This window comes from Streptomyces polyasparticus (assembly GCF_014493765.1).
GTDB lineage: Bacteria > Actinomycetota > Actinomycetes > Streptomycetales > Streptomycetaceae > Streptomyces > Streptomyces polyasparticus.
The window spans coordinates 565,651-588,535 of the sequence record NZ_JACTVJ010000004.1; the positions used below are offsets into that span (position 1 = coordinate 565,651).

The following is a 22,885-nucleotide window of genomic DNA, read 5'->3' on the forward strand; positions in this document are numbered from 1 at the left end:
CAAACTGCTGCAAAAGAGGGGCCCGGACGACTCCTGACGGAGTGTCCGGGCCCCTCTTTTCGATCAGCGTGCTAACGCGTCACTGGTTCTGGTTCTCACCGCGGTAGTACTCGAAGACCCAGCCCCACAGGCCGATCAGGATGATCGGGGCCGAGAAGTAGAGCAGCCACCAGCCGAAGACGACGCCCATGAAGGCGAGCGCGCCACCGACACCGAGCGCGAGCGGCTGCCAGCTGTGCGGGGAGAAGAACCCCACCTCGCCGGCCTCGTCCGCGACATCGGCCTCCTTGTTGTCCTGCGCCATGGCGTCCACGCGCCGGGCCGTGAAGGCCAGGTAGTAGCCGACCATGATGCACAGGCCGAAGGCCAGGAACAGAGCCGTGGTGCCGGCCGGCTCCTTGGACCACACGCCGTAGACGATCGCCATGCCGAGCACGAAGACGCTCAGCCAGATGAACATCTTGCCTTGGACCTTCACTTGCCTGCCTCCTTGCCGCCCGCGAGGGCCTTGTCACCGTGGCCGGAGGCGGCCAGCTGCTCCTGCTCCATCGCGACGATCTCCGGGTGGTGCAGATCGAACGCCGGGGATTCGGAGCGAATACGCGGCAGCGTGAGGAAGTTGTGCCGCGGCGGCGGGCAGGACGTGGCCCACTCGAGCGAGCGGCCGTAGCCCCACGGGTCGTCGACCTCGACCTTCTTGCCGTACTTCGCCGTCTTCCAGACGTTGTACATGAACGGCAGGATCGACATACCGAGCAGGAAGGACGCGATCGTCGAGATCGTGTTCAGGGCGGTGAAGCCGTCGGCCGCGAGGTAGTCCGCGTAACGACGCGGCATGCCCTCGGCACCGAGCCAGTGCTGCACCAGGAACGTGCCGTGGAAGCCCACGAACAGCGTCCAGAAGGTGATCTTGCCGAGGCGCTCGTCGAGCATCTTGCCGGTGAACTTCGGCCACCAGAAGTGGAAGCCGGCGAACATCGCGAAGACGACGGTGCCGAACACCACGTAGTGGAAGTGCGCCACCACGAAGTACGAGTCCGAGACGTGGAAGTCCATCGGGGGCGAGGCCAGGATGACACCGGTCAGACCACCGAAGGTGAAGGTGATCAGGAAGCCGATGGTCCAGAGCATCGGGGTCTCGAAACTCAAGGACCCCTTCCACATCGTTCCGATCCAGTTGAAGAACTTCACGCCTGTTGGCACGGCGATCAAGAACGTCATGAAGGAGAAGAACGGCAGCAGCACACCGCCGGTGACGTACATGTGGTGCGCCCACACCGTCACGGACAGACCCGCGATCGCGATCGTCGCGCCGATCAGACCGATGTAACCGAACATCGGCTTGCGCGAGAAGACCGGGATGATCTCGGAAATGATGCCGAAGAACGGCAGGGCGATGATGTACACCTCTGGGTGTCCGAAGAACCAGAAGAGGTGTTGCCATAGCAGCGCGCCGCCGTTGGCCGCGTCGAAGATATGGGCACCGAACTTGCGGTCCGCCTCCAGGGCGAACAGCGCGGCCGCGAGCACCGGGAAGGCGAGCAGGACCAGAACACCGGTCAGCAGCACGTTCCAGGTGAAGATCGGCATACGGAACATCGTCATGCCGGGCGCGCGCATGCAGATGATGGTGGTGATGAAGTTGACCGAACCGAGGATCGTGCCGAAGCCGGAGAAGGCCAGACCCATGATCCACATGTCGGCGCCGATGCCCGGCGAGCGGACGGCGTCCGACAGCGGGCTGTAGGCGAACCAGCCGAAGTCGGCCGCACCCTGCGGGGTGAGGAAGCCGCCGACGGCGATCAGCGAGCCGAACAGGTAGAGCCAGTAGGCGAACATGTTCAGCCGCGGGAACGCCACATCGGGAGCACCGATCTGCAGCGGCATGATCCAGTTCGCGAAGCCCGCGAACAGCGGCGTCGCGAACATCAGCAGCATGATCGTGCCGTGCATCGTGAACGCCTGGTTGAACTGCTCGTTCGACATGATCTGCGTGCCGGGACGGGCCAGTTCGGCGCGCATGAAGAGCGCCATCAGACCGCCGATGCAGAAGAACGCGAACGACGTGACCAGGTACAGCGTGCCGATCGTCTTGTGGTCGGTGGTGGTCAGCCACTTCACCACGACGTTGCCGGGCTGCCTGCGCCGGACCGGGATCTCGTTCTCATACGAGTCGTCGGATTCGGCGGCACCCTTTGGTTGCTCGTTGAGGATGCTCACAGTTGGGTCTTCTCCGAGTTCCTGGCATTGTCCGTCTGCTCAATGCCGGCCGGGACGTACCCGGTCTGGCCCTTCTTCGCGAGCTCTTCCAGGTGCTCCTGGTACCGCTCGGGAGAAACGACCTTCACGTTGAACAGCATTCGGGAATGGTCGACGCCGCAGAGCTCGGCGCACTTGCCCATGAAGGTGCCCTCCTTGTTGGGGGTCACCTCGAAGACGTTGGTGTGGCCCGGGATGACGTCCTGCTTCATCAGGAACGGCACGACCCAGAAGGAGTGGATGACATCGCGCGAGGTCAGCACGAAGCGGACCTTCTCGCCCTTCGGCAGCCACAGGGTCGGACCCGGGTTGTTGTTCTGCGGGTTCCGGGTGCCCGGGGTACCGATGTCGTAGACACCGCCGGCGTTCGCGGGGAACGCCTCGCGGTACTTGTCCGGGATGTCCTTGAGGTTCTTGTCCGTCTTGGCGTCACCGGTGACACCGGGCACGTCCTCGACGTAGTTGAAGCCCCAGCTCCACTGGAAGCCGACCACATTGATCGTGTGAGCAGGCTTCTCGGACTGAGCGAGAAGCTTCGTCTCGTCGCGTGCCGTGAAGTAGAAGAGCACCGAGACGATGATGAGCGGAACCACCGTGTACAGCGCCTCGATGGGCATGTTGTACCGGGTCTGCGCAGGAACCTCGACCTTGGTGCGGCTGCGCCTGTGGAAGATGACACTCCACAGGATCAGGCCCCAGACGAGCACGCCGGTGGCGAGCGCGGCCGCCCATGAGCCCTGCCAGAGGGAGAGGATCCGAGGAGCCTCCTCCGTCACAGGGGTGGGCATTCCAAGGCGGGGGAAATCCTCGTAGGTGCAACCGGTAGCGGTTGCAAGAATGAGGCCCGCAGTCAGCACCTGCGGCAGCTTCCGCCGCATCGGGCGCCGCGACGAGCGGTCGGAGCCGTTGGGACTCACGTAGCGCCTTCCCGAGAGTCTCGCCCGCTCGACCGGGCTCGTCCGTGATGCTTGGTCGGGCACCGGCCCGTGTACGGGCAGGGGTTTGGATGTTTATGCGGACCAAACCCTACTGGACGCTATTTGGGGTCGCGCGGGGAGGGTGCCCAACGCGCCGAGGCACGACCCGAAGGGATGGAAAACCGCCCTTGAACAGGCAACTGACGGTCCCTCGACTGATACCGACAGTAAGTCGGCGGACCCCTGGTCAGGCGCGGGGCTTGTGCAGCTGCAACCCCTCGTACGGACGTGCGGCGCAGGTAGCGTGAGGACGTGCCGTACTTCGATGCCGCTACCTCCGCTCCCCTGCACCCCGTCGCCAAGCAGGCCCTGCTCGCCGCGCTCGACGAGGGCTGGGCCGACCCCGCCCGGCTCTACCGCGAGGGCCGCAGGGCCCGGCTGCTGCTCGACGCGGCACGGGAGGCGGCGGCCGATGCGGTGGGCTGCCGGCCGGACGAGCTGGTGTTCACGGCCTCCGGTACGCAGGCGCTGCACACCGGGATGGCGGGGGTCCTTGCCGGACGGCGGCGCGCCGGGCGTCACTTGATCGTGTCCGCGGTGGAGCATTCCGCGGTGCTCCATTCGGCCGCCGTCCATGAGGGGCAGGGCGGTTCGGTGACGGAGATTCCCGTGGACCGCGGCGGTCGGGTCGACGCCTCCTTGTTCGTACGGGCGTTGCGCGAGGACACCGCCCTAGCGTGTCTGCAGTCCGCCAATCACGAGGTGGGGACGGTGCAGCCGGTCGCCGAGATCGCCGAGGTCTGCCGGGCCACGGGGGTGCCGCTGCTCGTGGACGCCGCCCAGTCCCTCGCCTGGGGTCCGGTGGAGGGCGACTGGTCGGTCCTGGCCGGCAGTGCGCACAAATGGGGCGGTCCCGCGGGTGTCGGTCTCCTGGCCGTACGCAAGGGAGTGCGCTTCTCCGTACAAGGTCCGGTGGACGAGCGGGAGTCGGGGCGCGCGCCCGGGTTCGAGAACCTGCCGGCGATCGTGGCGGCGGCGGCCTCGCTGCGGGCGGTGCGTACGGAGGCCGCTCAAGAGGCGGTGCGGCTACGGGAGTTGACGGCGCTGATCCGGGCGCGGGTGCCGGAGCTGGTGGCGGATGTGGAGGTCGTGGGCGATCCCGAGCGGCGGCTGCCCCATATCGTCACGTTCTCCTGCCTCTATGTCGACGGCGAGTCGCTCCTTCACGAGCTGGACCGTGCCGGGTTCTCGGTGTCGTCCGGCTCGTCGTGCACGAGCTCCACGCTGACGCCGAGCCATGTGCTCAAGGCGATGGGGGTGCTGAGCGAGGGCAATGTGCGCATCTCGCTGCCGCCGGGGACTTCGGGCGAGGACGTGGAGCGGTTTCTCGCGGTGCTGCCCGGCGCGGTCGCTTCCGTACGGGAGAAGCTCGGGGCGCCCGTCGGGCCGGCGGCGTCACCGGGGCTGAAGGAGCTGGTGCTCGACACGCTCGGGAAGCGGTGTCCGCTGCCGGTGATCGAGCTGGCAAAGGCGATCGGGCAGGTGGCGGTCGGCGGCACCGTGACCGTGCTCTCGGACGACGAGGTGGCCGAGCTGGACATCCGCGCGTGGTGCCATCTGCGCGGCCAGGAGTACGTGGGCGAGGAGCCGGCGGAACGAGGCTGGGCCTACGTGGTCCGCCGGCTCGTCTGAAACCCGTCCTTACGCGAGGTGCTCCTTGACCTCGGCGGCCGCGTCGAAGCCGTACGCCTTGGTGAAGCGGTCCATGAAGTGGGCGCGGCGCAGCGTGTACTCCTGGGTGCCGAGCGTCTCGATCACCAGGGTCGCGAGCATGCAGCCGATCTGGGCGGCGCGCTCGTGCGAGACGCCCCAGGACAGACCGGACAGGAAGCCGGCGCGGAACGCGTCGCCGACGCCGGTCGGGTCGACCTTGGCGTCCTCCTCCGGGCAGCCGACCTCGATGGGCTGGTCGCCGACGCGCTCGATGCGCACGCCGCGCGAGCCGAGCGTGGTGACGCGGTGGCCGACGCGGCCGAGGATCTCCTCGTCGCTCCAGCCGGTCTTGGACTCGATCAGACCCTTCTCGTACTCGTTGGAGAAGAGGTACGTGGCGCCGTCGAGCAGGGTGCGGATCTCGTCGCCGTTCATCCGCGCGATCTGCTGCGAGAAGTCGGCGGCGAAGGGGATCTCGCGGGAACGGCACTCCTCGGTGTGGCGGAGCATCGCCTCCGGGTCGTCCGCGCCGATCAGGACCAGGTCGAGGCCGCCGACGCGGTCGGCGACGGTCTTCAGCTCGATCAGCCGGGCCTCGCTCATCGCGCCCGTGTAGAAGGAGCCGATCTGGTTGTGGTCCTTGTCCGTGGTGCACACGAAACGGGCCGTGTGCAGGGTCTCGGAGATACGGACCGATGCGGTGTCGACGCCGTTCCGGTCGAGCCACGCGCGGTACTCGTCGAAGTCGGAGCCCGCGGCGCCGACGAGGATCGGGGCGGTGCCGAGCTGTCCCATGCCGAAGCAGATGTTCGCTCCGACGCCTCCCCGGCGGACGTCGAGGTTGTCGACGAGGAACGAGAGGGAGACCGTGTGCAGCTGGTCCGCGACCAACTGGTCGGCGAAACGGCCGGGGAAGGTCATCAGGTGGTCGGTGGCGATGGAGCCGGTGACTGCGATACGCACGACGTTGAGTCTCCTGCGCGTGGGCTGGGGTTGACACCTCACGCTACCGGGAAGTCCCCGTATCTCTGAACCGATCGACCGGAGAAGCTCCTGCCTGCGAAGACTTGCCGAAATTACCGGAAAGTAGGGGTTTTTCTGGTGGGCCCGCCGTGCGTACGGTGCGGATATGTCGAAGCACACGGCGCCCGCGCCGCTCCTCCCCGCCTCCCAGGACTTCACGCTGCAGCAGCTGCAGGGGGACTGCGCCCGGATGGTGCCGCACTGGGCAGCGCCCCAGGCCTCCCTCGCCTCTCCCGTGCCGCCCTCGCGGATCCATGGGATCGTCGTGCCACCGGCGTCCGCGCGGATGCTGGACGCGATGTCCGATTACGGGGACTGAGCGCCCGGTCCGGTTGTCCGCCAGGGAACCGAACACTCCCTCGGGCCGTCCCACTGTCGATCCCCCCTTGTGGGGAGTCGGCATACGGTTCGGGATGCCCGGCCCTGGTGAAGGAGTTACGTCGTGAGCACCGATGGCATAAGTGAGGAATCCGGCAGGCGGACGTCGCGCCTGGTGGTGGCCTCGGTCGCGGCGGCCGTGCTGCTCGCGGGCGGTGGCGGTGCGTATCTGGCGGCCAGTTCGTCCGAGGGCTCGCGTGGTGATGCCGGTGCGCCCGGCGGTGACGGCACTCCTCCCCCGCTGACCCTCGACGGCTATACGCCGGGCATCGCCCCGGGTGAGCCGGCGCCGGGCGGTGTGCGGTTCACCGCCGAGGGCGAGCTGCCGAAGGCGCCGGAGTCCGTGCCCGTGTACCGGGCTTCGGGCGAGGTGTCGAAGGAACAGGTGGCGGCGCTGGCCGACGCGTTGAAGGTGCCCGGCGAGGTGACCTCGCAGGGTGCCGAGTGGCGGGTCGGCACGGGCAAGAACGCTCCGCTGCTCACGGTGATCAAGCAGGCGCCGGGCACCTGGACGTATGCGCCGCTGGTGAACGACCCCGAGACCTGCCCCCGCGAGGGCGGCTGCGACAAGCCCATCGGGTCGTCCGGGCTCAGCGGGCTGCCGTCGGTCGACGAGAAGACGGCGAAGGCAGCGGCCGCTCCCGTGCTCAAGGCGATCGGGCAGGACGACGCGAAGCTGGACGCGCGGCAGACGATGGGTCCGGTACGGGTGGTCAACGCCGATCCGGTCGTGGGCGGGCTGCCCACGTACGGGATCTCGACCGGCATCCAGGTCGGGCCCGACGGTGAAGTAGCCGGTGCGAGCGGGCAGTTGGCGAAGCCGGTCAAGGGTGACGCGTATCCCGTGATCAGTGCCGAGGCCGCGCTGAAACAGCTCAACGCGGCACCGGCGGGTGTGGCACCCGGGAACATCGGAGGCTGCGCCAGCGCCGTACCGCATGAGGACGATCTCACCGTCGGCGAGCCGCAGCAGCCGTGCGATCCGGGCGCGCAGCCGAAGCCGCCCAAGCCGCAGCAGGTGACGGTGGGGTCCGCGGTGCTCGGGCTTGCCGCGTATCACGAGAAGGGGCGGCAGGTGCTCGTCCCGTCCTGGCTGTTCTCCGTGGCGCAGGCGGGTGCGGAGCCGGTGACCGTGACGCATCCGGCGGTCGAGAAGCGGTTCCTGCACTCCCCCGCGCCGGTGTCACCCGAGGAGCCGACGGGCACGGAGGCGCCGGCGACTCCGGAGCCGGAGCCTGAGCCGGACAAGCCCTCGGACGGGGCCACGCAGCCGCGGAGCGTGCGGGTCGAGTCGTACAGCGCATCGGACCGGACGCTGACGGTGCACTTCTGGGGCGGCGTCTGCAGTGACTACTCCGCCTCGGCGAAGGAGAGCGGCGGCAAGGTCGAGGTGACCGTGACCGAGACGCCGCAGGAGCCGGGCAAGTACTGCATCATGATCGCCAAGGAGCTCAAGGAGACCGTGCAGCTGGAGAAGCCGCTCGGCGGGCGCGAGGTGGTCGGGACCGACGGCGCGCGGATTCCGGCGAAGTAGTTCCCGGGCCTGGTCTTCGGATACGCGAAGGGCGGCATCCCGTACGTACGGGATGCCGCCCTTCGCGTTGCTGCTGGGGGTTCAGGATTAGCTGAACGAGTCGCCGCAGGCGCAGGAGCCCGTGGCGTTGGGGTTGTCGATCGTGAAGCCCTGCTTCTCGATGGTGTCGACGAAGTCGATCGAGGCGCCGCCCAGGTACGGGGCGCTCATGCGGTCGGTGACGACCTTCACGCCGTCGAAGTCCTTGACGACATCGCCGTCGAGGGAACGCTCGTCGAAGAACAGCTGGTAGCGCAGACCGGAGCAGCCACCGGGCTGGACCGCGACACGCAGCGCCAGGTCATCACGGCCTTCCTGGTCGAGCAGAGCCTTGACCTTGGAGGCGGCGGCGTCGGACAGGAGAATGCCGTCGCTCACGGTGGTCTTCTCGTCCTGAACGGACATCTACATCTCTCCCGGGTAGTACGGAGACTGCTTCCGCTTCGGCCAACCCCGGTGGGCGCCGAATCATTCCCCGCCCGAGGGGCGGATTTCCGGCGTGCGGCCGCGCGTGTCTCTTCATGCTCGCACACCGGGCGGGTGCGGGGCACGGGTCGGTCCGGAGGCCGGTCCCCGGGACATGAGGGGAATGCGTCACATCGACGACATCAGGCATCGTCAATCTGACGTGAAGCGGTTATGATAGATAGCGTCAATTCGACGAAAAGCAGGCCCGGACGGTGGGCTCTGCCCGCCGGAAGAAGAAAGGGTGCGTGACGTGACCACGGCCCAGGACCTTGCCCACAGCTTTGAGCCGCAGCCGACTCCGCTCGCCCTGCTGCTGCTCGGCCGCGAAGCCGACCCCAAGAGCGAGCGCGGTGTGGACTGCCCCGGCGACCTGCCCTCCCCGTCCGACCCGGACCTGGTCGAGCGTGCGCGCGTCGCCAAGGAGAAGCTCGGCGACAAGGTGTTCGTGCTCGGGCACCACTACCAGCGCGACGAGGTCATCCAGTTCGCCGATGTCACCGGTGACTCCTTCAAGCTCGCGCGTGACGCCGCGGCCAAGCCGGAGGCCGAGTACATCGTGTTCTGCGGTGTGCACTTCATGGCCGAGTCCGCCGACATCCTGACCGGCGACGACCAGAAGGTCGTGCTTCCCGACCTCGCCGCGGGCTGCTCGATGGCCGACATGGCCACCGCCGAGCAGGTCGCCGAGTGCTGGGACGTGCTGACCGAGGCCGGTATAGCCGAGCAGGTCGTGCCGGTCAGCTACATGAACTCCTCCGCCGACATCAAGGCCTTCACCGGCAAGCACGGCGGCACCATCTGCACCTCGTCCAACGCGAAGAAGGCCCTCGACTGGGCCTTCGAGCAGGGCGAGAAGGTGCTCTTCCTGCCGGACCAGCACCTCGGCCGCAACACTGCCGTACGCGACATGGGGATGTCCCTCGACGACTGTGTCGTCTACAACCCGCACAAGCCGAACGGCGGCCTGACCGCCGAAGAGCTGCGCGAGGCCAAGATGATCCTGTGGCGCGGGCACTGCTCGGTGCACGGCCGCTTCAGCCTCGACAGCGTGAACGACGTGCGCGAGCGCATCCCGGGCGTCAACGTCCTGGTGCACCCCGAGTGCAAGCACGAGGTCGTGGCCGCCGCGGACTTCGTGGGTTCGACGGAGTACATCATCAAGACCCTGGAGGCGGCGCCCGCCGGCTCCAAGTGGGCCATCGGCACCGAGCTCAACCTGGTGCGCCGCCTCGCCAACCGCTTCGCGGCCGAGGACAAGGAAGTGGTCTTCCTCGACAAGACGGTCTGCTTCTGCTCGACCATGAACCGGATCGACCTGCCGCACCTCGTCTGGGCGCTCGAGTCCCTCGCGGACGGCAAGCTCGTCAACCGGATCCAGGTCGACAAGGAGACGGAGAGCTTCGCGAAGCTCGCGCTCGAGCGGATGCTCGCGCTGCCGTAGCCGTTTCCGTCCCGCACGCGCGAAGGGCGCCCCGCAGATCTGCGGGGCGCCCTTGCTATGTCGTACGGATCAGATGTCCAGCGTGTCCAGGACGGCCGCGTCGGTGTCCGTGGGCTGCTGCGGGATGTCCTTGTCCCGCTGCGCGTCCTTGTCCTTCTTGGCGCGCTTGGCCGCCTTCTTCCCGGCCCGCCGTTCCTTGCGCAGCTCGAGCATCGCGTACAGCGTCGGCACGAGCAGCAGGGTCAGGAGCGTCGAGCTGAGCAGACCGCCGATCACCACGATGGCGAGCGGCTGGCCGATGAAGCCGCCCTCGCCGGTGACGCCCGCCGCCATCGGCAGCAGGGCGAAGATCGTGGCGAGCGCCGTCATCAGGATCGGGCGCAGCCGGTGCCGGCCGCCCTCGATGACCGACTCGACCACGCCCAGGCCCTGGGCCCGGTACTGGTTGATCAGGTCGATGAGGACGATCGCGTTGGTCACCACGATGCCGATGAGCATCAGCATGCCGATCAGGGCCGGGACACCCATCGGGGTGTCCGTGGCAATCAGCAGGCCGATCGCGCCGGTGGCCGCGAACGGGATGGAGACAAGCAGGATCAGCGGCTGGGCAAGGGACTTGAAGGTCGCCACCAGGAGCATGAAGACGATCGCGATCGCCGCGAGCATCGCCAGGCCGAGCGAGGCGAAGGCCTCGTCCTGGTCCTCGGAGACACCGCCGATGGCGACCGTGGCGCCGTCGGGGAGCTCCTTCTCCAGCTGGTTCAGCTTCGTCTGGAGCGAGGCGCTGACCGCACCCGTGTTGTCGCCGGTCGGCTTGGCCGTGATGGTGGCCGCGCGCGAGCCGTCGATACGGGTCATCGAGACGGGCCCGTCGACGACCTTCACCTCGGCGATGTCACCGAGCTTCACACGGCCGAGGTTCAGCTGCTTCAGCTCGTCCACGGTGGTCACGGGCTTGGCCGACTTCACCAGGACGTCGCGCTCGGTGTCGTCCAGGATCGCCTTGGTGCTCGGGGTGCCGCGGACGGACTGGGCGACGATCTGGCCGAGGGTGGCGTCGTCGAAACCGGCCGCCGCGGCCTTGTCGCCCGCCCGGACCGAGATCCGCGGGACGGACTGGGCCAGGTCGCTCTGGACGTCGGTGACGTCGTCGAGCTTCGCGACCTCGGCCCGCACCTGCTCGGCAGCCTGGTCGAGGACCTCCGCGTCGGCGGCCTTCACGACCACGCTCAGGTCCTGGTTCGCGAAGCCGTCGCCGGCCGCGATCCGGGTGTCGCCGATGCCGTCGAGGTCCGCGAGCCGCGCGTCGATCTTGTCGCGCGTCTCCTCGTACGAGGCGTCGTCGGTCAAAGTGACCTGGTACGAGGCCTGGTTGGTGTCCGTGCCGCCGCCGAAGGCCGCGAGCCAGCCGGAGGAACCGACCGTGACCTGGTGGTCCTTGACCTCGTCCACGCTGTCGAGGACCTGCTCGATCTTCTTCGTGGCCTCGTCGGTCGCGGCGAGGCTGGTGCCGGGCTCCAGCTCCTGCTTGATGGAGAGGACCTTCTGCTCGCCCTGGTCGAAGAAGTTGGTCTTCAGCATCGGGGCCAGGCCGAAGGTGCCGACCAGGACCACGATCGCGAGGAACACGCTGGTGAGCCGGCGGCGGGTCGCGAAGCGCAGGACCGGGACGTAGATCCGCTGCAGAACGCTCTTGGCCTCCTTCTCCTCGGCGGCGCGGCGGGCCTCCTCCGGGTCCGTGGACGTGCCCTTGGGCGCGCGCAGGAACCAGAACGACAGGACCGGCACGACCGTCAGGGAAACGACCAGGGACGCGAGCAGGGCCGCCGTGACCGTCAGCGAGAAGGAGCCGAACAGTTCGCCCACCATGCCGCCGACCAGGCCGATCGGCAGGAAGACCGCGACCGTGGTGAGCGTGGAGGAGGTGACGGCGCCCGAGACCTCGCGCACCGCGTTGAGGATGGCGTCCTTGCGCTCCTCGCCGTAGGTGAGATGGCGCTTGATGTTCTCCAGGACCACGATCGAGTCGTCCACGACGCGGCCGATGGCGATGGTGAGCGCGCCGAGCGTGAGCATGTTGAGCGAGAGGTCGCGCGTCCACAGGACGATCAGCGCGAGCACCACGGACAGCGGGATCGAGACCGCGGTGACCAGGGTGGAGCGCAGGGACGCGAGGAAGACCAGGATCACGACGACCGCGAAGGCGAGTCCGAGCGCGCCCTCGGTGGTGAGGCTGGAGATGGACTTCTCGACCGCCGGGCCCTGGTCGGAGACGACCGTCAGGTCCGCGCCCACGCCCAAGTCCTTGCGCAGGGACGGCAGTTCGTCCTCGACAGCCTTGGAGATCGCGACCGCGGAGCCGTCCTGGTCCATGGTGAGCACGATCGCGAGGCTCGGCTCACCGTTCGTACGGGTCAGGGAGTCGGCCTTGGCCTCGGTCTCCTCGACCTCGGCGACCTCCGCGAGACGTACGGGCTTCGGGGCCTTCTTGCCCGGCGCGGCCTGGGCCGGGTCGCCGGTGACCATCAGGTTCTCGATCTGCTCCAGGGAGGAGAAGCCGCCGCCGACCTGGACGGTGCGGTTCTTGCCGCCCTCGTCGAAGGAGCCGGCCGGCATCGTGGCGCCGCCCGCCTGCAGGGCCTTCACGAGCGAGGCCGAGGTCAGACCCGCCTTGGCCAGCTTCGCGTCGTCGGGTGTGACGGAGACCTCGAGGTCGCGGACGCCGTCGACGGCCACCTGGGCCACGCCGTCGATGCCTTCGAGGACCGGCACGACCGAGCGGTCGAGGTCGTCGGCGAGCGCCTGCTGGTCCTTGCCCTCGGCGGACGCGGCGAGCACCACGGTCGGGATGTCGTCGGTGGAACCGGCGACGACCTGCGGGTCGACATCGTCGGGCAGCTGGGCGCGGGCGCGGTTGACGGCCTGCTGGACATCGGCGACGAGCTGCTTGGAGCCGTCGCCGTAGTCGAAGGAGGCCATCAGGAGGGCGTTGCCCTCGCTGGCGGTGGACGTGACGGACTTGATGCCGTCGACGGCTTCGAGGGAGTCCTCGAGCGGCTCGACGACCTGCTTCTCGACCACATCGGGAGAGGCGCCCTGGTACGGGGCGATCACCGAGACCATCGGCAGTTCGATGGAGGGCAGGAGCTGCTGCTTCAACTGGGGAATGGCGATGGCGCCGAAGGCCAGCGCGACGATCGACACCAGGCCGATCAGGGCCCGTTGGGCAAGGCTGAATCTGGACAGCCAGGTCATGGGATGGGGACTTCCTTTGCTGGCGTATGCGGCAGGCGGGCGGGCACTCGGGGGTGCTGCCCGGGCGAGCACGCGTGGCCCTGTCGCCGGTTGCCGACCGGACGCAGGTGCTGCCCGCCTACACGATCAGCCATCGCGGGAGCCGATTCCTCGCCCCGCGGACCCGTTTCCTTATACGGCGCATACTGCGGGCGCAGTAGGGGCGCTCCGACCTCGGAGGTACGGGATCCGGATCGTCCCGGTTCGCCTGACCGTTCAGTCGACCTTCGGCCGGACAAGTCCGGATTCGTAGGCGATGACGACGAGTTGGGCGCGGTCGCGGGCGCCGAGCTTGGCCATCGCGCGGTTCACGTGGGTCTTCACGGTGAGCGGGCTGACGCTGAGCCGCTCGGCGATCTCGTCGTTGGACAGGCCGCCCGCGACCTGCACGAGCACTTCCCGCTCCCGGCTGGTGAGCTGTGCGAGACGCTCGGCGTGCGCACCGCCCTCGCTGCCGTCGTCGTCGGAACTGCCGCCCTGGGCAAGGAATTTGGCGATCAGGCCCTTGGTCGCGACCGGCGAGAGCAGCGCATCGCCGCCCGCGGCGACCCGGATCGCGTTGAGCAGCTCCTCGGGCTCGGAGCCCTTGCCGAGGAAGCCGGACGCGCCGGCCCGCAGGGACTGCACCACGTACTCGTCGACCTCGAAGGTGGTGAGCATCACCACGTGGACGTGGGTGAGTTCGGGGTCCTCGCTGATCGTCCGGGTCGCCGCGAGACCGTCCGTACCGGGCATCCGGATGTCCATCAGGACCACGTCGGCCCGCTCGGAGCGCGCGAGCGCCACGGCCTCGGCGCCGTCGGAGGCCTCGCCCACGACCTCCATATCGGGCTCGGAGTCGACAAGGACCTTGAACGCGCTGCGCAGCAGGGCCTGGTCGTCGGCGAGCAGGACACGGATGGTCATGAGGTCTCCCCCGTACGGGATCTTGCGTGGCACACCGCGGCGCTCACCCGCACGTGCGGGAACGCGCCTGGGTCTGGGCCCCGGTGCTCAGAGGCAGGATCGCATGGACGCGGAAACCGCCTCCGTAGCGGGGGCCGGTGGTGCAGGTGCCGCCGAGTGCGGAGACCCGCTCGCGCATCCCGATGAGGCCGTGGCCGCCTTCGGGCGTGGGGCTCGGCTTGTCGTCCTCGTCCACCGACGCGCCGGCACCGGTGTCCGCACCCCTCCCCGTACCGCCGTTGTCGAGCACGGTGATCTCCAGGTTGCGGCTCACGCGCAACACGCTGACCTCGGCCTTGGCGCCCATGCCCGCGTGCTTCTGCACATTGGTGAGGGCCTCCTGGATGATCCGGTACGCGGCCAGGTCGACGGCGGCCTGCAGCTGCTCGCCGTTGTCGTTGTGCACCAGTTCCACGGGGAGCCCGGCGGCGCGGAAGGTGTCGAGCAGATCGTCGAGCCGGGCCAGGCCCGGGGCCGGCTCGGTGGGTGCCTCGGGGTCGCCGGACTGCCGCAACAGGCCGACGGTGGCCCGCAGTTCGTTCAGCGCGGAGCGGCTGGCCTCGCGGACGTGGGCGAGGGCCTCCTTGGCCTGGTCGGGCCGCTTGTCCATGACGTGCGAGGCGACGCCGGCCTGCACATTGACCAGGGCGATGTGGTGGGCGACGACGTCATGGAGGTCGCGGGCGATACGGAGCCGCTCCTCGGCCACGCGGCGCAGGGCCTCCTGCTCGCGGGTGCGCTCGGCGCGCTCGGCCCGTTCCCTTATCGCGTCGATGAAGGCGCGCCGGCTGCGCAGCGCGTCACCGGCGGCGGCCGCGAGGCCGGACCAGGCGACGACGCCGAGGTTCTCCTGCGCGTACCAGGGCAGCTTGCTCGTGAGCATCGCCGCCGCCGTCATGACCGCCATGATGGGCAGCGCGAACCGCCAGGTCGTGGGGCGGTCCGTCATGGACGCCACGGTGAACAGGGCGATGACGACCGCCATCATCACGGGTGCGCGCTGATCGCCGGTGGTCAGCTCCACGAGCGTGGCGGCCACGGTGAGGATGAGCACGAGCAGCGGTGCGCGCCGCCGGAACACCAGGGCACCCGCGCTCGCCACCATCAGGACGACGCTGATCGCCTCCGGGGCGCGGCCGAAGTGCGGGCCGTGCACGCCGTAGGGCTCCACGAAGGACGCGGTGACCATGCAGGCGAGGACGGCGACGGCCAGTGCGGCGTCGAAGGCCAGCGGGTGGGCCATCAGCCAGTCTCGGATGCGGGCGAGGGAGGTCACTTCGGGAACGGTACCGGGTGTTCTCCGCCCGCGGATCCGTCACGGGCGACGGACCGCGGAGAGCTCCACCGTCGTATAGGCCATGGTGAACGAGCCGCCGAGCGCGTCGATCGCCGCGCCCACCCGGTCGAGGACGAGGGCCAGGCCTTGGGGCGCAAGACGGGCGGCCGCACCCGAGGTGGGGAACTCGTCGAGGTACTCGTCGCGGGTGCGGTCCCGTGACCAGCTGCAGGTCCACTCCACGGGGGTACCGAAGCCGCCCGCCTCCACAAGACCTTGGGAAACCTTCCCCAGAATTGGCGTATACGCGTCCGCCTGCTGACCCCCCAGGGCGCTCAGGTCGAAGGGCGCGTCCGGCAGCACCTCGCGGCAGGCCGCGACCAGGGCGTCGGCGACGGGGGCCGGCAGCCGGAAGACGTTCCAGAAGAGGGAGAGCCGGCCGCCGGGGCGCAGCACGCGCGCCGCCTTCGCCGCGCCCGCGACGGGGTCGATCCAGTGCCAGGCCTGGCCGGAGACGACCGCGTCGAAGGTACGGTCCGCGCTCTGCCAGTCCTCGAAGCGGGCCACTTCCACGTCGAGCCCGTACCGCTCGTGGGCGTAGGCGGCCATGCGGGCGTCCGGCTCGACACCGAGGACCGTGCAGCCCGCCGCCCGCAGCTGCCGGGCCGCGATCCCCGTGCCGCAGCCGACGTCGAGCAGGTCGGGGCCGGGGCCGAGGTCGACGATGCGGTCGATCAGCGCGTCCGGGTAGTGGGGGCGGGCGCGGTCGTAGCGGGCCGCATCCGTACCGAAGGACTCGGCCATCCGTCGTTGGCGATGGGGCTCACCGGCAGGGATAGTGGGCATGCGCCCACCTTAAGTGGGCGCATGCCCACTCGACAAGAATGCGAGCGGACCCCTACCGGAGAGGACTCACGCCCGTGCCAACCGGCGTCGCCATCAGGGACGTTCGCGAGCAGCTCTTCGCGGCCGCCGAGCGTGTACTGCTCCGGGACGGCCCCAGCGCCCTGACCAGCCGGGCCGTCACCACCGAGGCGGGGTGCGCCAAGGGTGTTCTGCACCGGCACTTCGCCGACTTCGACGAATTCCTCGCCGAGCTCGTACGGAACCGGATCGTGCGGGTGCGGCTGCAGGCGCACGAGCTGTGGGAGTCCGCGGGGACCGGCGGTGTCACGGCGAACCTGGCCGGGGCGCTCACCGAGGTGTTCGGGTCCGTGGCCGTCGCGCTGGTCGGGCTGATCACCTCGCGCGATGTGCTGCGGGCGCGGCTGCGCGCGTCGACGCCGAGCGGAGTGCCGCTCCTGAGCGAGGCGACGGAGATGATCGCCTCGTATCTCACGGCCGAGCAGGAGTACGGCCGGATCGCCGCCGAGGCCGATGTAAGCGTCCTCGCCCCCACCCTCGTCGGCGCCGGACATCTGATCTTCGCGGACCGCCACAGCGGGCAGCCCGCGGAGGGCGACGTGGCCCGGGTGGTGTCGACCGTGATCGGCCCAGTGGTGCGGTGGACCCCCTGAACGCACAGGTGCCCCGCACCCACCGCCGACACGGCGGAAGTACGGGGCACCTGTGACAGCAGTGCCTGGAGTGGCGGTCCGATCCGGGCTCAGCCCGGGATCAGGCCGTCGTCGCTGAGCATCTCGCGGACCTCTTCGAGGCTCGCGTCCGGCGGAGGCAGGATCAGCTCCGAGGGTTCGAGTGCGTCGTCAGGGAGCGGTTCGCCCAGTTCGCGCACCTTGTCGAGGAGGGCGTGCAGAGTACGGCGGAAGCCGGGGCCGTCGCCGTTCTCCATCTCCTCGAGCAGTTCGTCGTCCAGCTTGTTCAGCTCGGTGAAGTGGCTGTCGGCCAGCTTCACCTGCCCCTCCCCCATGATCCGTACGATCATGTCGCTCTCCTTCTGATCCCTGATCCTTCGAAGAGGTCCCGAGGCCTGGTGCTGAGGGCGGGGCTGTCTACTGCTTGTCGAAGCGCGGCGTGTCCTGGGGCTGCTGCGCCTGGGTCTGCGCACCATTGCCGCCCTCGATGGCCTGCTGCTGCGGCGTGCTGCCGCTGGCCAGCTCGGCCTTCATACGGGCGAGCTCCAGCTCCACGTCCGTACCGCCCGAGAGCCGGTCGAGCTCGGACTGGATGTCGTCGCGGGCCAGGCCCGAGGCGTCGTCCAGGGCGCCCGAGGCGAGCAGCTCGTCGATGGCGCCGGCGCGGGCCTGCAGCTGCGCGGTCTTGTCCTCGGCGCGCTGGATGGCGGTGCCGACATCGCTCATCTCCTCGGAGATGCCCGAGAAGGACTCAGCGATACGCGTCTGCGCCTGGGCCGCGGTGTAGGTGGCCTTGATGGTCTCCTTCTTCGTACGGAAGGCGTCCACCTTGGCCTGCAGACGCTGGGCGGCGAGCGTGAGCTTCTCCTCCTCGCCCTGCAGCGTCTGGTGCTGCGTCTCCAGGTCCGTGACCTGCTGCTGCAGCGCGGCACGGCGGGACAGGGCCTCGCGCGCCAGGTCCTCACGGCCGAGCGCGAGCGCCTTGCGTCCCTGGTCCTCCAGCTTGGAGGACTGCGACTGCAGCTGATTGAGCTGCAGTTCGAGGCGCTTGCGGCTGGTCGCCACATCGGCGACGCCGCGGCGCACCTTCTGCAGCAGCTCCAGCTGCTTCTGGTACGAGTAATCGAGGGTCTCGCGCGGGTCCTCGGCCCGGTCCAGGGCCTTGTTCGCCTTCGCGCGGAAGATCATCCCCATACGCTTCATGACACCGCTCATGGGCTTCGCGCGCCCCCTTCTTGACTGATCCAGCCGTTGTCCAGCTCCAGCACTGCGACAGGACCCAGCCTACGGGCCCTGCCTCCATTACCGCACTGTTCGTGTGCGGATGCGCTCCTCCCCAAGGACGAAGTACGGCCCGGCCCGCTCCGGCGTAGGGAGTAGGTGCCTCTCAGGGAAGCGCAAGGGACGCATCCTGGAACCGAACCCGCCACCGACGACGTCCTCCCCGGCCGCCCTGTGCGGTACGACCCTTACGTCCCTGTAGTGACGTCCGGCGTTGTCGGATCGTTCCCCGGCGGGCTGTGGTCCATGCGCGATACCCCGTACCCTTGGGTTTCGTGTTCGGTAGCCGCTCCAAGAATGAGAAGACCCCCGCCGCTCAGGCGCCGGTCGACTCCCAGACGCCCCGCGACCCGCAGGCTCCCAAGGGTCGCCCCACTCCCAAGCGCAGCGTGGCCCAGTCGCAGCGCCGCAGCGTGGCCAATACGCCGATGACCCGCAAGGAGGCGGCGAAGCGCACGCGCGACGCCCGCCGTGCGGACATGGCCAAGCAGCGTGAGGCGCTGGCCAGCGGCGACGAGCGCTACTTGCCGGCCCGCGACAAGGGTCCCGTGCGCAAGTTCGCCCGTGACTTCGTCGACTCGCGCTTCTGCATCGCCGAGTACTTCCTGCCGCTCGCCGTGATCATCCTGGTCCTGAGCATGCTGCGGAACCCGCAGCTGCAGAACATCGCGCTGCTGCTCTGGCTCGGTGTGATCATCCTGATCGTGATCGACTCGATCGGTATCGGCATCCGTCTGAAGAAGCAGCTCCGTGAGCGCTTCCCGGACGAGCCGAAGCGCGGCGCGGTCGCCTACGCCCTGATGCGTACTCTCCAGATGCGTCGCCTGCGCCTGCCGAAGCCGCAGGTCAAGCGCGGAGAGCGGCCCTGAGCGCGGAGTCGTTCACGGGGGGTGCGGAAAAGTGGCTCGAGCTCATGGGCGGACTGCGTGACGCGGTCCGCCAGGAGCTCGTGGCCCGTCAGCTCGACGAGCAGATAGCCCAGCACTTCGCCGTGGGCCGGCGCCTGCGCGTCCTCGACGTCGGCATGGGCCAGGGCACCCAGGCCCTGCGCCTGGCCCGGGCCGGTCACCAGGTGACCGGTCTGGAGTCCGATCCGGCGATGCTGGTCGCCGCCCGTACGGCGCTCGACGCGGAGCCCGCCGGGATCCGCGAGCGGGTCCGGCTGCTCCAGGGCGACGGCCGCGACACCGGGGTGCACTTCCTGCCGGGCGCGTTCGACGTGGTGCTCTGCCACGGCGTCCTGATGTACGTCGAGGAGCCCGACGCCCTGCTCGCCGGTCTCGGCCGCATGCTCGCGCCCGGCGGCCTGCTCTCGCTGCTCGTACGGAACGCGGACGCGCTCGCGATGCGGCCCGGCCTCGCAGGACAGTGGGACACCGCGCTCGCGGCCTTCGACTCCCCCGTGTACGAGAACCGGCTCGGCCTGACCGTACGGGCGGACCGCCTGGCCACCCTGACCTCGTCCCTCGCCGGCATCGGCGCGCCCCTGCACGCCTGGTACGGCGTACGGGTGTTCACGGACCAGGCCGCGGACGGCGCGGAACCTCCGACGGGCGAGGAATTCGAGCGGCTGCTGCTCGCCGAGGAGCGGGCGGGGCGCACGGATCCGTACCGGCAGGTGGCCTCCCTGATGCATTTGTGCGGTGTACGCGGCTGAGTGCGGCGTCCCCGTGCAGGGGAGGTGCTCCGTCGCTCCGCGACGGTGTGGTGTTGCCGGGGGGCTGACGCCCCCGGACCCCCGATGACGCTCCGTCGCTCCGCGACGGGTGAGTCTTCTTGGAGGCTGACGCCCCCAAGTCCCCCCATAGCAGGCAGGTGAACCAGCCCGTGCTGCGTCCTGTCGGGCGTGAGCGACCAAGTGAAGCAGAGCACGGAGAAACTGCCCGCCCGCGAGACCTGGCGCGCCCTCTACCGGCACTTCCGTCCGCACCGCTGGATCGTGGCGCTCGGCGCGCTGCTCACGCTCGTCGGCGCCGTGACCGGGCTCGCCCAGCCGCTGGCCGCCAAGGCGCTCGTGGACCGGCTCGGCGGTGACGAGTCGATCGTCGGGGTCCTGGTCCTGCTCACCGCCCTGGTCGTGGCCGGTACCGCCATCGAGTCCGTGGGCGCGTACGTCCTGGAGCGGACCGCCGAGTCGGTCGTGCTCGCCGCGCGGCGCACGCTCGTCGGCCGGATGCTGCGGCTGCGGATATCCGAGGTGGAGCGGACACAGCCGGGCGATCTGATGTCCCGGGTCACCTCCGACACCACCCTTCTGCGCGCCGTCACCACCCAGTCCGTGGTCTCCGCCGTCTCCGGCGGGCTCACCTCCGTCGCCACGATCGTGCTCATGGGCCTGATGGACCCCGTGCTGCTCGGCGTGACCGTCGGCGTCATCGTCCTGATCGGGGGCGCCGTCACCTTCGTGATGCCGAAGATCTCGCAGGCCACCGCACGGGCCCAGGAGGCGGTCGGCGCGATCTCCACCGCGCTTGAACGGGCCTTCGGCGCCTTCCGCACGGTCAAGGCCTCCGGCGCCGAGGAGCGCGAGTCGAAGGCCGTTGAGGAGGCCGCGCAGGAGGCCTGGCGGCACGGCGTGCGGTCCGCCAAGTGGCAGGCGGTGGCGTGGAGTTCGGTGGGCCTGGCCGTCCAGGTGTCGTTCCTCGCGGTGCTCGGGATCGGCGGCGCGCGGGTCGCGTCCGGGGCGATCTCCGTGTCGACGCTGGTGGCCTTCCTGCTCTTTCTCTTCTACTTGATCGATCCCGTCTCGCGGCTCGTCGAGGCCGCCACGCAGTACCAGGTGGGCGCGGCCGCGATCGCACGGATCGTGCAGGCCGAGCGGATGGAGACCGAGGAGACCGCCGGCTCCCCCGGGCCGCGCGACGCCGCCCCCGCCTCCGTCGCCTTCGAGGACGTGCGCTTCCGCTACCGCGAGGAGCTCCCGTACGTCCATCACGGCGTGAGCTTCGAGGTCCCCGGGCCGGGGATGACCGCCTTCGTCGGACCGTCCGGGGCGGGCAAGACCACCGTGTTCGGGCTGATCGAGCGGTTCCACGAGGCGAGCGGCGGGCGGATCCTCGTGGACGGCAGGGACGTGCGTTCCTGGCCGCTGGCCGATCTGCGCGCGCAGATCGGCTACGTGGAGCAGGACGCCCCGGTCCTCGCGGGCACCCTGCGCGAGAACCTGCTCTTCGGGGCGCCGGACGCGACCGACGGCGAGGTCCACGACGTCCTCGTACGAGCAAAGCTGGACGCCCTCGTGGAGCGGCTCCCCGACGGGCTCGACTCGCTCGTGGGACATCGCGGCTCGCAGCTGTCGGGCGGCGAGCGGCAGCGCGTGGCGATCGCGCGTGCGCTGCTCCGCAGGCCCCGGCTGCTGCTGCTCGACGAGGCCACCTCGCAGCTCGACGCGGTCAACGAGCTGGCGCTGCGCGATGTGGTCACCGAGATCTCCCGCGACGTGACCGTCCTGGTCGTGGCGCACCGCCTGTCGACGGTGACGCTCGCCGACCGGATCGTGGTGATGGACGCGGGCCGGGTGCGGGCGGTGGGGACGCATCAGGAGCTGGTGGCGTCCGATCCGCTGTACGGGGAGCTGGCGGCCACCCAGTTCCTGGCCTCGGCCGCGCCGGGGGCCACCTGATCGGCCCCGCACAGGAGGCCGAACGGGTGGTGCGATGCCGACAATCCGGATATGAACCGTACGCGTGCTTCTCGTGCCCTGCCCCGGATAGCCGTCCCTCTGACCGCGGCCGCCCTCCTCGCGGGCTGCTCCGGCTCGGGCTCCGATTCCGCCGAGACCGAATCGACCACACAGGCCGCCGCGGTGGCCCGTAAGGACGGGGCCGCTCTGCAGGACGACTACATCGAGGTGATCAAGGACGTGCTGCCCTCCGTCGTCCAGATCACCGCGGGCGACAGTCTCGGATCCGGTGTCGTCTACGACGACAAGGGCCATATCGTCACCAACGCGCATGTCGTGGGCGACAGCAGGACGTTCAAGGTCACCGCCGCGACCGGCGGCAAGGAGCTCGCGGCGAAGCTGGTCTCCAGCTATCCCGAGCAGGACCTCGCCGTGATCCAGCTGGAGAACCCGCCGAGCGGCCTCAAGCCCGCCAAGCTCGGGGACTCCTCGAAGGTCGAGGTCGGCCAGATCGTCCTGGCGATGGGCTCGCCGCTCGGGCTGTCCTCCAGCGTCACCCAGGGCATCGTGTCGGCGACCGGCCGTACTGTCAGCGAGCCGCGTTCCGGCGGCAGCCCGGGCGCCACCATCGGCAACATGGTGCAGACGTCCGCGGCGATCAACCCCGGCAACAGCGGCGGCGCCCTGGTGAACCTCGACGGCGAGGTCGTCGGCATCCCGACGCTCGCGGCCACCGACCCGGGGATGGGCGACAGCGCGGCGCCCGGCATCGGGTTCGCGATCCCGGCCTCGATGGTGCAGACCGTCGCCGAACAGATCGTCAAGGACGGCGAGGTCACCGACTCAGGACGGGCCGCCCTGGACATCGCGGGCCGCACGGTGCTCGGCGACGACTACAAGCCTGCGGGTGTCGCGGTGGTCGAGGCCGAGCCGGACGGTGCCGCGGCCGACGCGGGGATCGGAACGGGCGACATCATCACCCGCTTCGACGACGCGGACGTCACCACGATCACCTCGCTGTCGGAGGCGCTCGCGGCGAAGAAGCCGGGCGACAAGGTCTCCGTGACCTACGACCGGGACGGCGAGCGCAAGACGGCCGAGGTCACGCTCGGCGAGATGTAGCGGCGGACGGGTGCGGGGGCCTGGGCCCCCGCACCCGG

Annotated in this window: 20 protein-coding genes; 9 read left to right on the forward strand and 11 right to left on the reverse strand. The window is 69.6% G+C overall.

The annotated features are described in order from the left end of the window. Nucleotides 1-79 precede the first annotated feature (79 nt). Genes H9Y04_RS06910 through ctaC form a run of 3 tightly spaced genes read right to left on the reverse strand, consistent with a single transcriptional unit; the run spans nt 80 to nt 3,176 of the window. Complete coding sequence (locus H9Y04_RS06910) at nt 80-478, reverse strand: cytochrome c oxidase subunit 4 (RefSeq protein WP_187812769.1); 399 nt, start codon at nt 476-478, stop codon at nt 80-82. Continuing rightward, nucleotides 475-2,220, reverse strand: a complete 1,746-nt coding sequence (ctaD, locus tag H9Y04_RS06915; RefSeq protein ID WP_187812770.1) for an aa3-type cytochrome oxidase subunit I — start codon at nt 2,218-2,220, stop codon at nt 475-477. Before ctaD ends, H9Y04_RS06910 begins: the two co-directional genes overlap by 4 nt. Then, nucleotides 2,217-3,176 (reverse strand): aa3-type cytochrome oxidase subunit II, encoded by a 960-nt coding sequence (gene ctaC, locus H9Y04_RS06920; protein ID WP_187812771.1) that lies wholly within the window; start codon nt 3,174-3,176, stop codon nt 2,217-2,219. Before ctaC ends, ctaD begins: the two co-directional genes overlap by 4 nt. A gap of 312 nt (nt 3,177-3,488) precedes the next feature. Here ctaC and H9Y04_RS06925 point away from each other — a divergent pair, with 312 nt between their 5' ends. Then, nucleotides 3,489-4,868 carry a cysteine desulfurase/sulfurtransferase TusA family protein gene (locus tag H9Y04_RS06925; protein ID WP_187812772.1) on the forward strand — a complete coding sequence of 460 codons (1,380 nt, stop codon included), beginning with the start codon at nt 3,489-3,491 and terminating at the stop codon, nt 4,866-4,868. Between the two features lie 9 nt (nt 4,869-4,877). On the opposite strand, the gene H9Y04_RS06930 is transcribed toward H9Y04_RS06925, so the two are convergent. Beyond that, entirely contained in the window at nt 4,878-5,852 is a 975-nt protein-coding gene (locus tag H9Y04_RS06930) for a carbohydrate kinase family protein (protein ID WP_187812773.1), read from the reverse strand. Nucleotides 5,853-6,018: 166 nt separating this feature from the next. Between H9Y04_RS06930 and H9Y04_RS06935 the strand changes: the two genes are divergently transcribed. Continuing rightward, nucleotides 6,019-6,231 (forward strand): hypothetical protein, encoded by a 213-nt coding sequence (locus tag H9Y04_RS06935; protein ID WP_187813118.1) that lies wholly within the window; start codon nt 6,019-6,021, stop codon nt 6,229-6,231. A 123-nt stretch (nt 6,232-6,354) separates the two neighbouring features. Further along, nucleotides 6,355-7,824 carry a hypothetical protein gene (locus H9Y04_RS06940; RefSeq protein WP_187812774.1) on the forward strand — a complete coding sequence of 490 codons (1,470 nt, stop codon included), beginning with the start codon at nt 6,355-6,357 and terminating at the stop codon, nt 7,822-7,824. A gap of 87 nt (nt 7,825-7,911) precedes the next feature. On the opposite strand, the gene H9Y04_RS06945 is transcribed toward H9Y04_RS06940, so the two are convergent. Beyond that, nucleotides 7,912-8,268 carry a HesB/IscA family protein gene (locus tag H9Y04_RS06945; RefSeq protein ID WP_187812775.1) on the reverse strand — a complete coding sequence of 119 codons (357 nt, stop codon included), beginning with the start codon at nt 8,266-8,268 and terminating at the stop codon, nt 7,912-7,914. Between the two features lie 304 nt (nt 8,269-8,572). Between H9Y04_RS06945 and nadA the strand changes: the two genes are divergently transcribed. Further along, nucleotides 8,573-9,772, forward strand: coding sequence for a quinolinate synthase NadA (nadA, locus tag H9Y04_RS06950; RefSeq protein ID WP_438818077.1), 1,200 nt, complete (start codon nt 8,573-8,575; stop codon nt 9,770-9,772). A gap of 69 nt (nt 9,773-9,841) precedes the next feature. Here nadA and H9Y04_RS06955 read toward each other — a convergent pair whose 3' ends face one another. The 4 genes from H9Y04_RS06955 to H9Y04_RS06970 form a co-directional block, all read right to left on the reverse strand. Continuing rightward, a complete protein-coding gene (locus H9Y04_RS06955; protein ID WP_187812777.1) occupies nt 9,842-13,027 on the reverse strand; it encodes an efflux RND transporter permease subunit in 3,186 nt (1,061 codons plus the stop codon). A 255-nt stretch (nt 13,028-13,282) separates the two neighbouring features. Next, the gene (locus tag H9Y04_RS06960; protein WP_187812778.1) at nt 13,283-13,972 is read right to left on the reverse strand and encodes a response regulator; all 690 of its coding nucleotides are present in this window, start codon (nt 13,970-13,972) and stop codon (nt 13,283-13,285) included. 43 nt (nt 13,973-14,015) lie between these two features. Continuing rightward, nucleotides 14,016-15,287, reverse strand: a complete 1,272-nt coding sequence (locus tag H9Y04_RS06965) for a sensor histidine kinase (protein ID WP_308800878.1) — start codon at nt 15,285-15,287, stop codon at nt 14,016-14,018. A 39-nt stretch (nt 15,288-15,326) separates the two neighbouring features. Then, the gene (locus H9Y04_RS06970) at nt 15,327-16,133 is read right to left on the reverse strand and encodes a class I SAM-dependent methyltransferase (protein WP_187812779.1); all 807 of its coding nucleotides are present in this window, start codon (nt 16,131-16,133) and stop codon (nt 15,327-15,329) included. A 74-nt stretch (nt 16,134-16,207) separates the two neighbouring features. On the opposite strand from H9Y04_RS06970, the gene H9Y04_RS06975 reads away from it, so the two are divergent. Beyond that, complete coding sequence (locus H9Y04_RS06975) at nt 16,208-16,804, forward strand: TetR/AcrR family transcriptional regulator (protein ID WP_187812780.1); 597 nt, start codon at nt 16,208-16,210, stop codon at nt 16,802-16,804. Nucleotides 16,805-16,893: 89 nt separating this feature from the next. Here H9Y04_RS06975 and pspAA read toward each other — a convergent pair whose 3' ends face one another. Beyond that, nucleotides 16,894-17,172 carry a PspA-associated protein PspAA gene (gene pspAA, locus H9Y04_RS06980; RefSeq protein ID WP_165335458.1) on the reverse strand — a complete coding sequence of 93 codons (279 nt, stop codon included), beginning with the start codon at nt 17,170-17,172 and terminating at the stop codon, nt 16,894-16,896. A 67-nt stretch (nt 17,173-17,239) separates the two neighbouring features. Beyond that, nucleotides 17,240-18,037, reverse strand: coding sequence for a PspA/IM30 family protein (locus H9Y04_RS06985; protein ID WP_187812781.1), 798 nt, complete (start codon nt 18,035-18,037; stop codon nt 17,240-17,242). A 341-nt stretch (nt 18,038-18,378) separates the two neighbouring features. Here H9Y04_RS06985 and H9Y04_RS06990 point away from each other — a divergent pair, with 341 nt between their 5' ends. From H9Y04_RS06990 to H9Y04_RS07005, 4 genes are all read left to right on the forward strand, one after another. Continuing rightward, entirely contained in the window at nt 18,379-18,972 is a 594-nt protein-coding gene (locus tag H9Y04_RS06990) for a DUF3043 domain-containing protein (RefSeq protein ID WP_308800880.1), read from the forward strand. An 80-nt stretch (nt 18,973-19,052) separates the two neighbouring features. After that, nucleotides 19,053-19,760, forward strand: coding sequence for a class I SAM-dependent methyltransferase (locus H9Y04_RS06995; RefSeq protein WP_308800909.1), 708 nt, complete (start codon nt 19,053-19,055; stop codon nt 19,758-19,760). Nucleotides 19,761-19,949: 189 nt separating this feature from the next. Then, complete coding sequence (locus tag H9Y04_RS07000; protein WP_308800881.1) at nt 19,950-21,725, forward strand: ABC transporter ATP-binding protein; 1,776 nt, start codon at nt 19,950-19,952, stop codon at nt 21,723-21,725. A gap of 51 nt (nt 21,726-21,776) precedes the next feature. After that, nucleotides 21,777-22,847: a S1C family serine protease gene (locus tag H9Y04_RS07005; protein WP_187812784.1), complete on the forward strand. Its 1,071-nt coding sequence runs from the start codon at nt 21,777-21,779 to the stop codon at nt 22,845-22,847. The last annotated feature ends 38 nt before the right edge of the window (nt 22,848-22,885 follow it).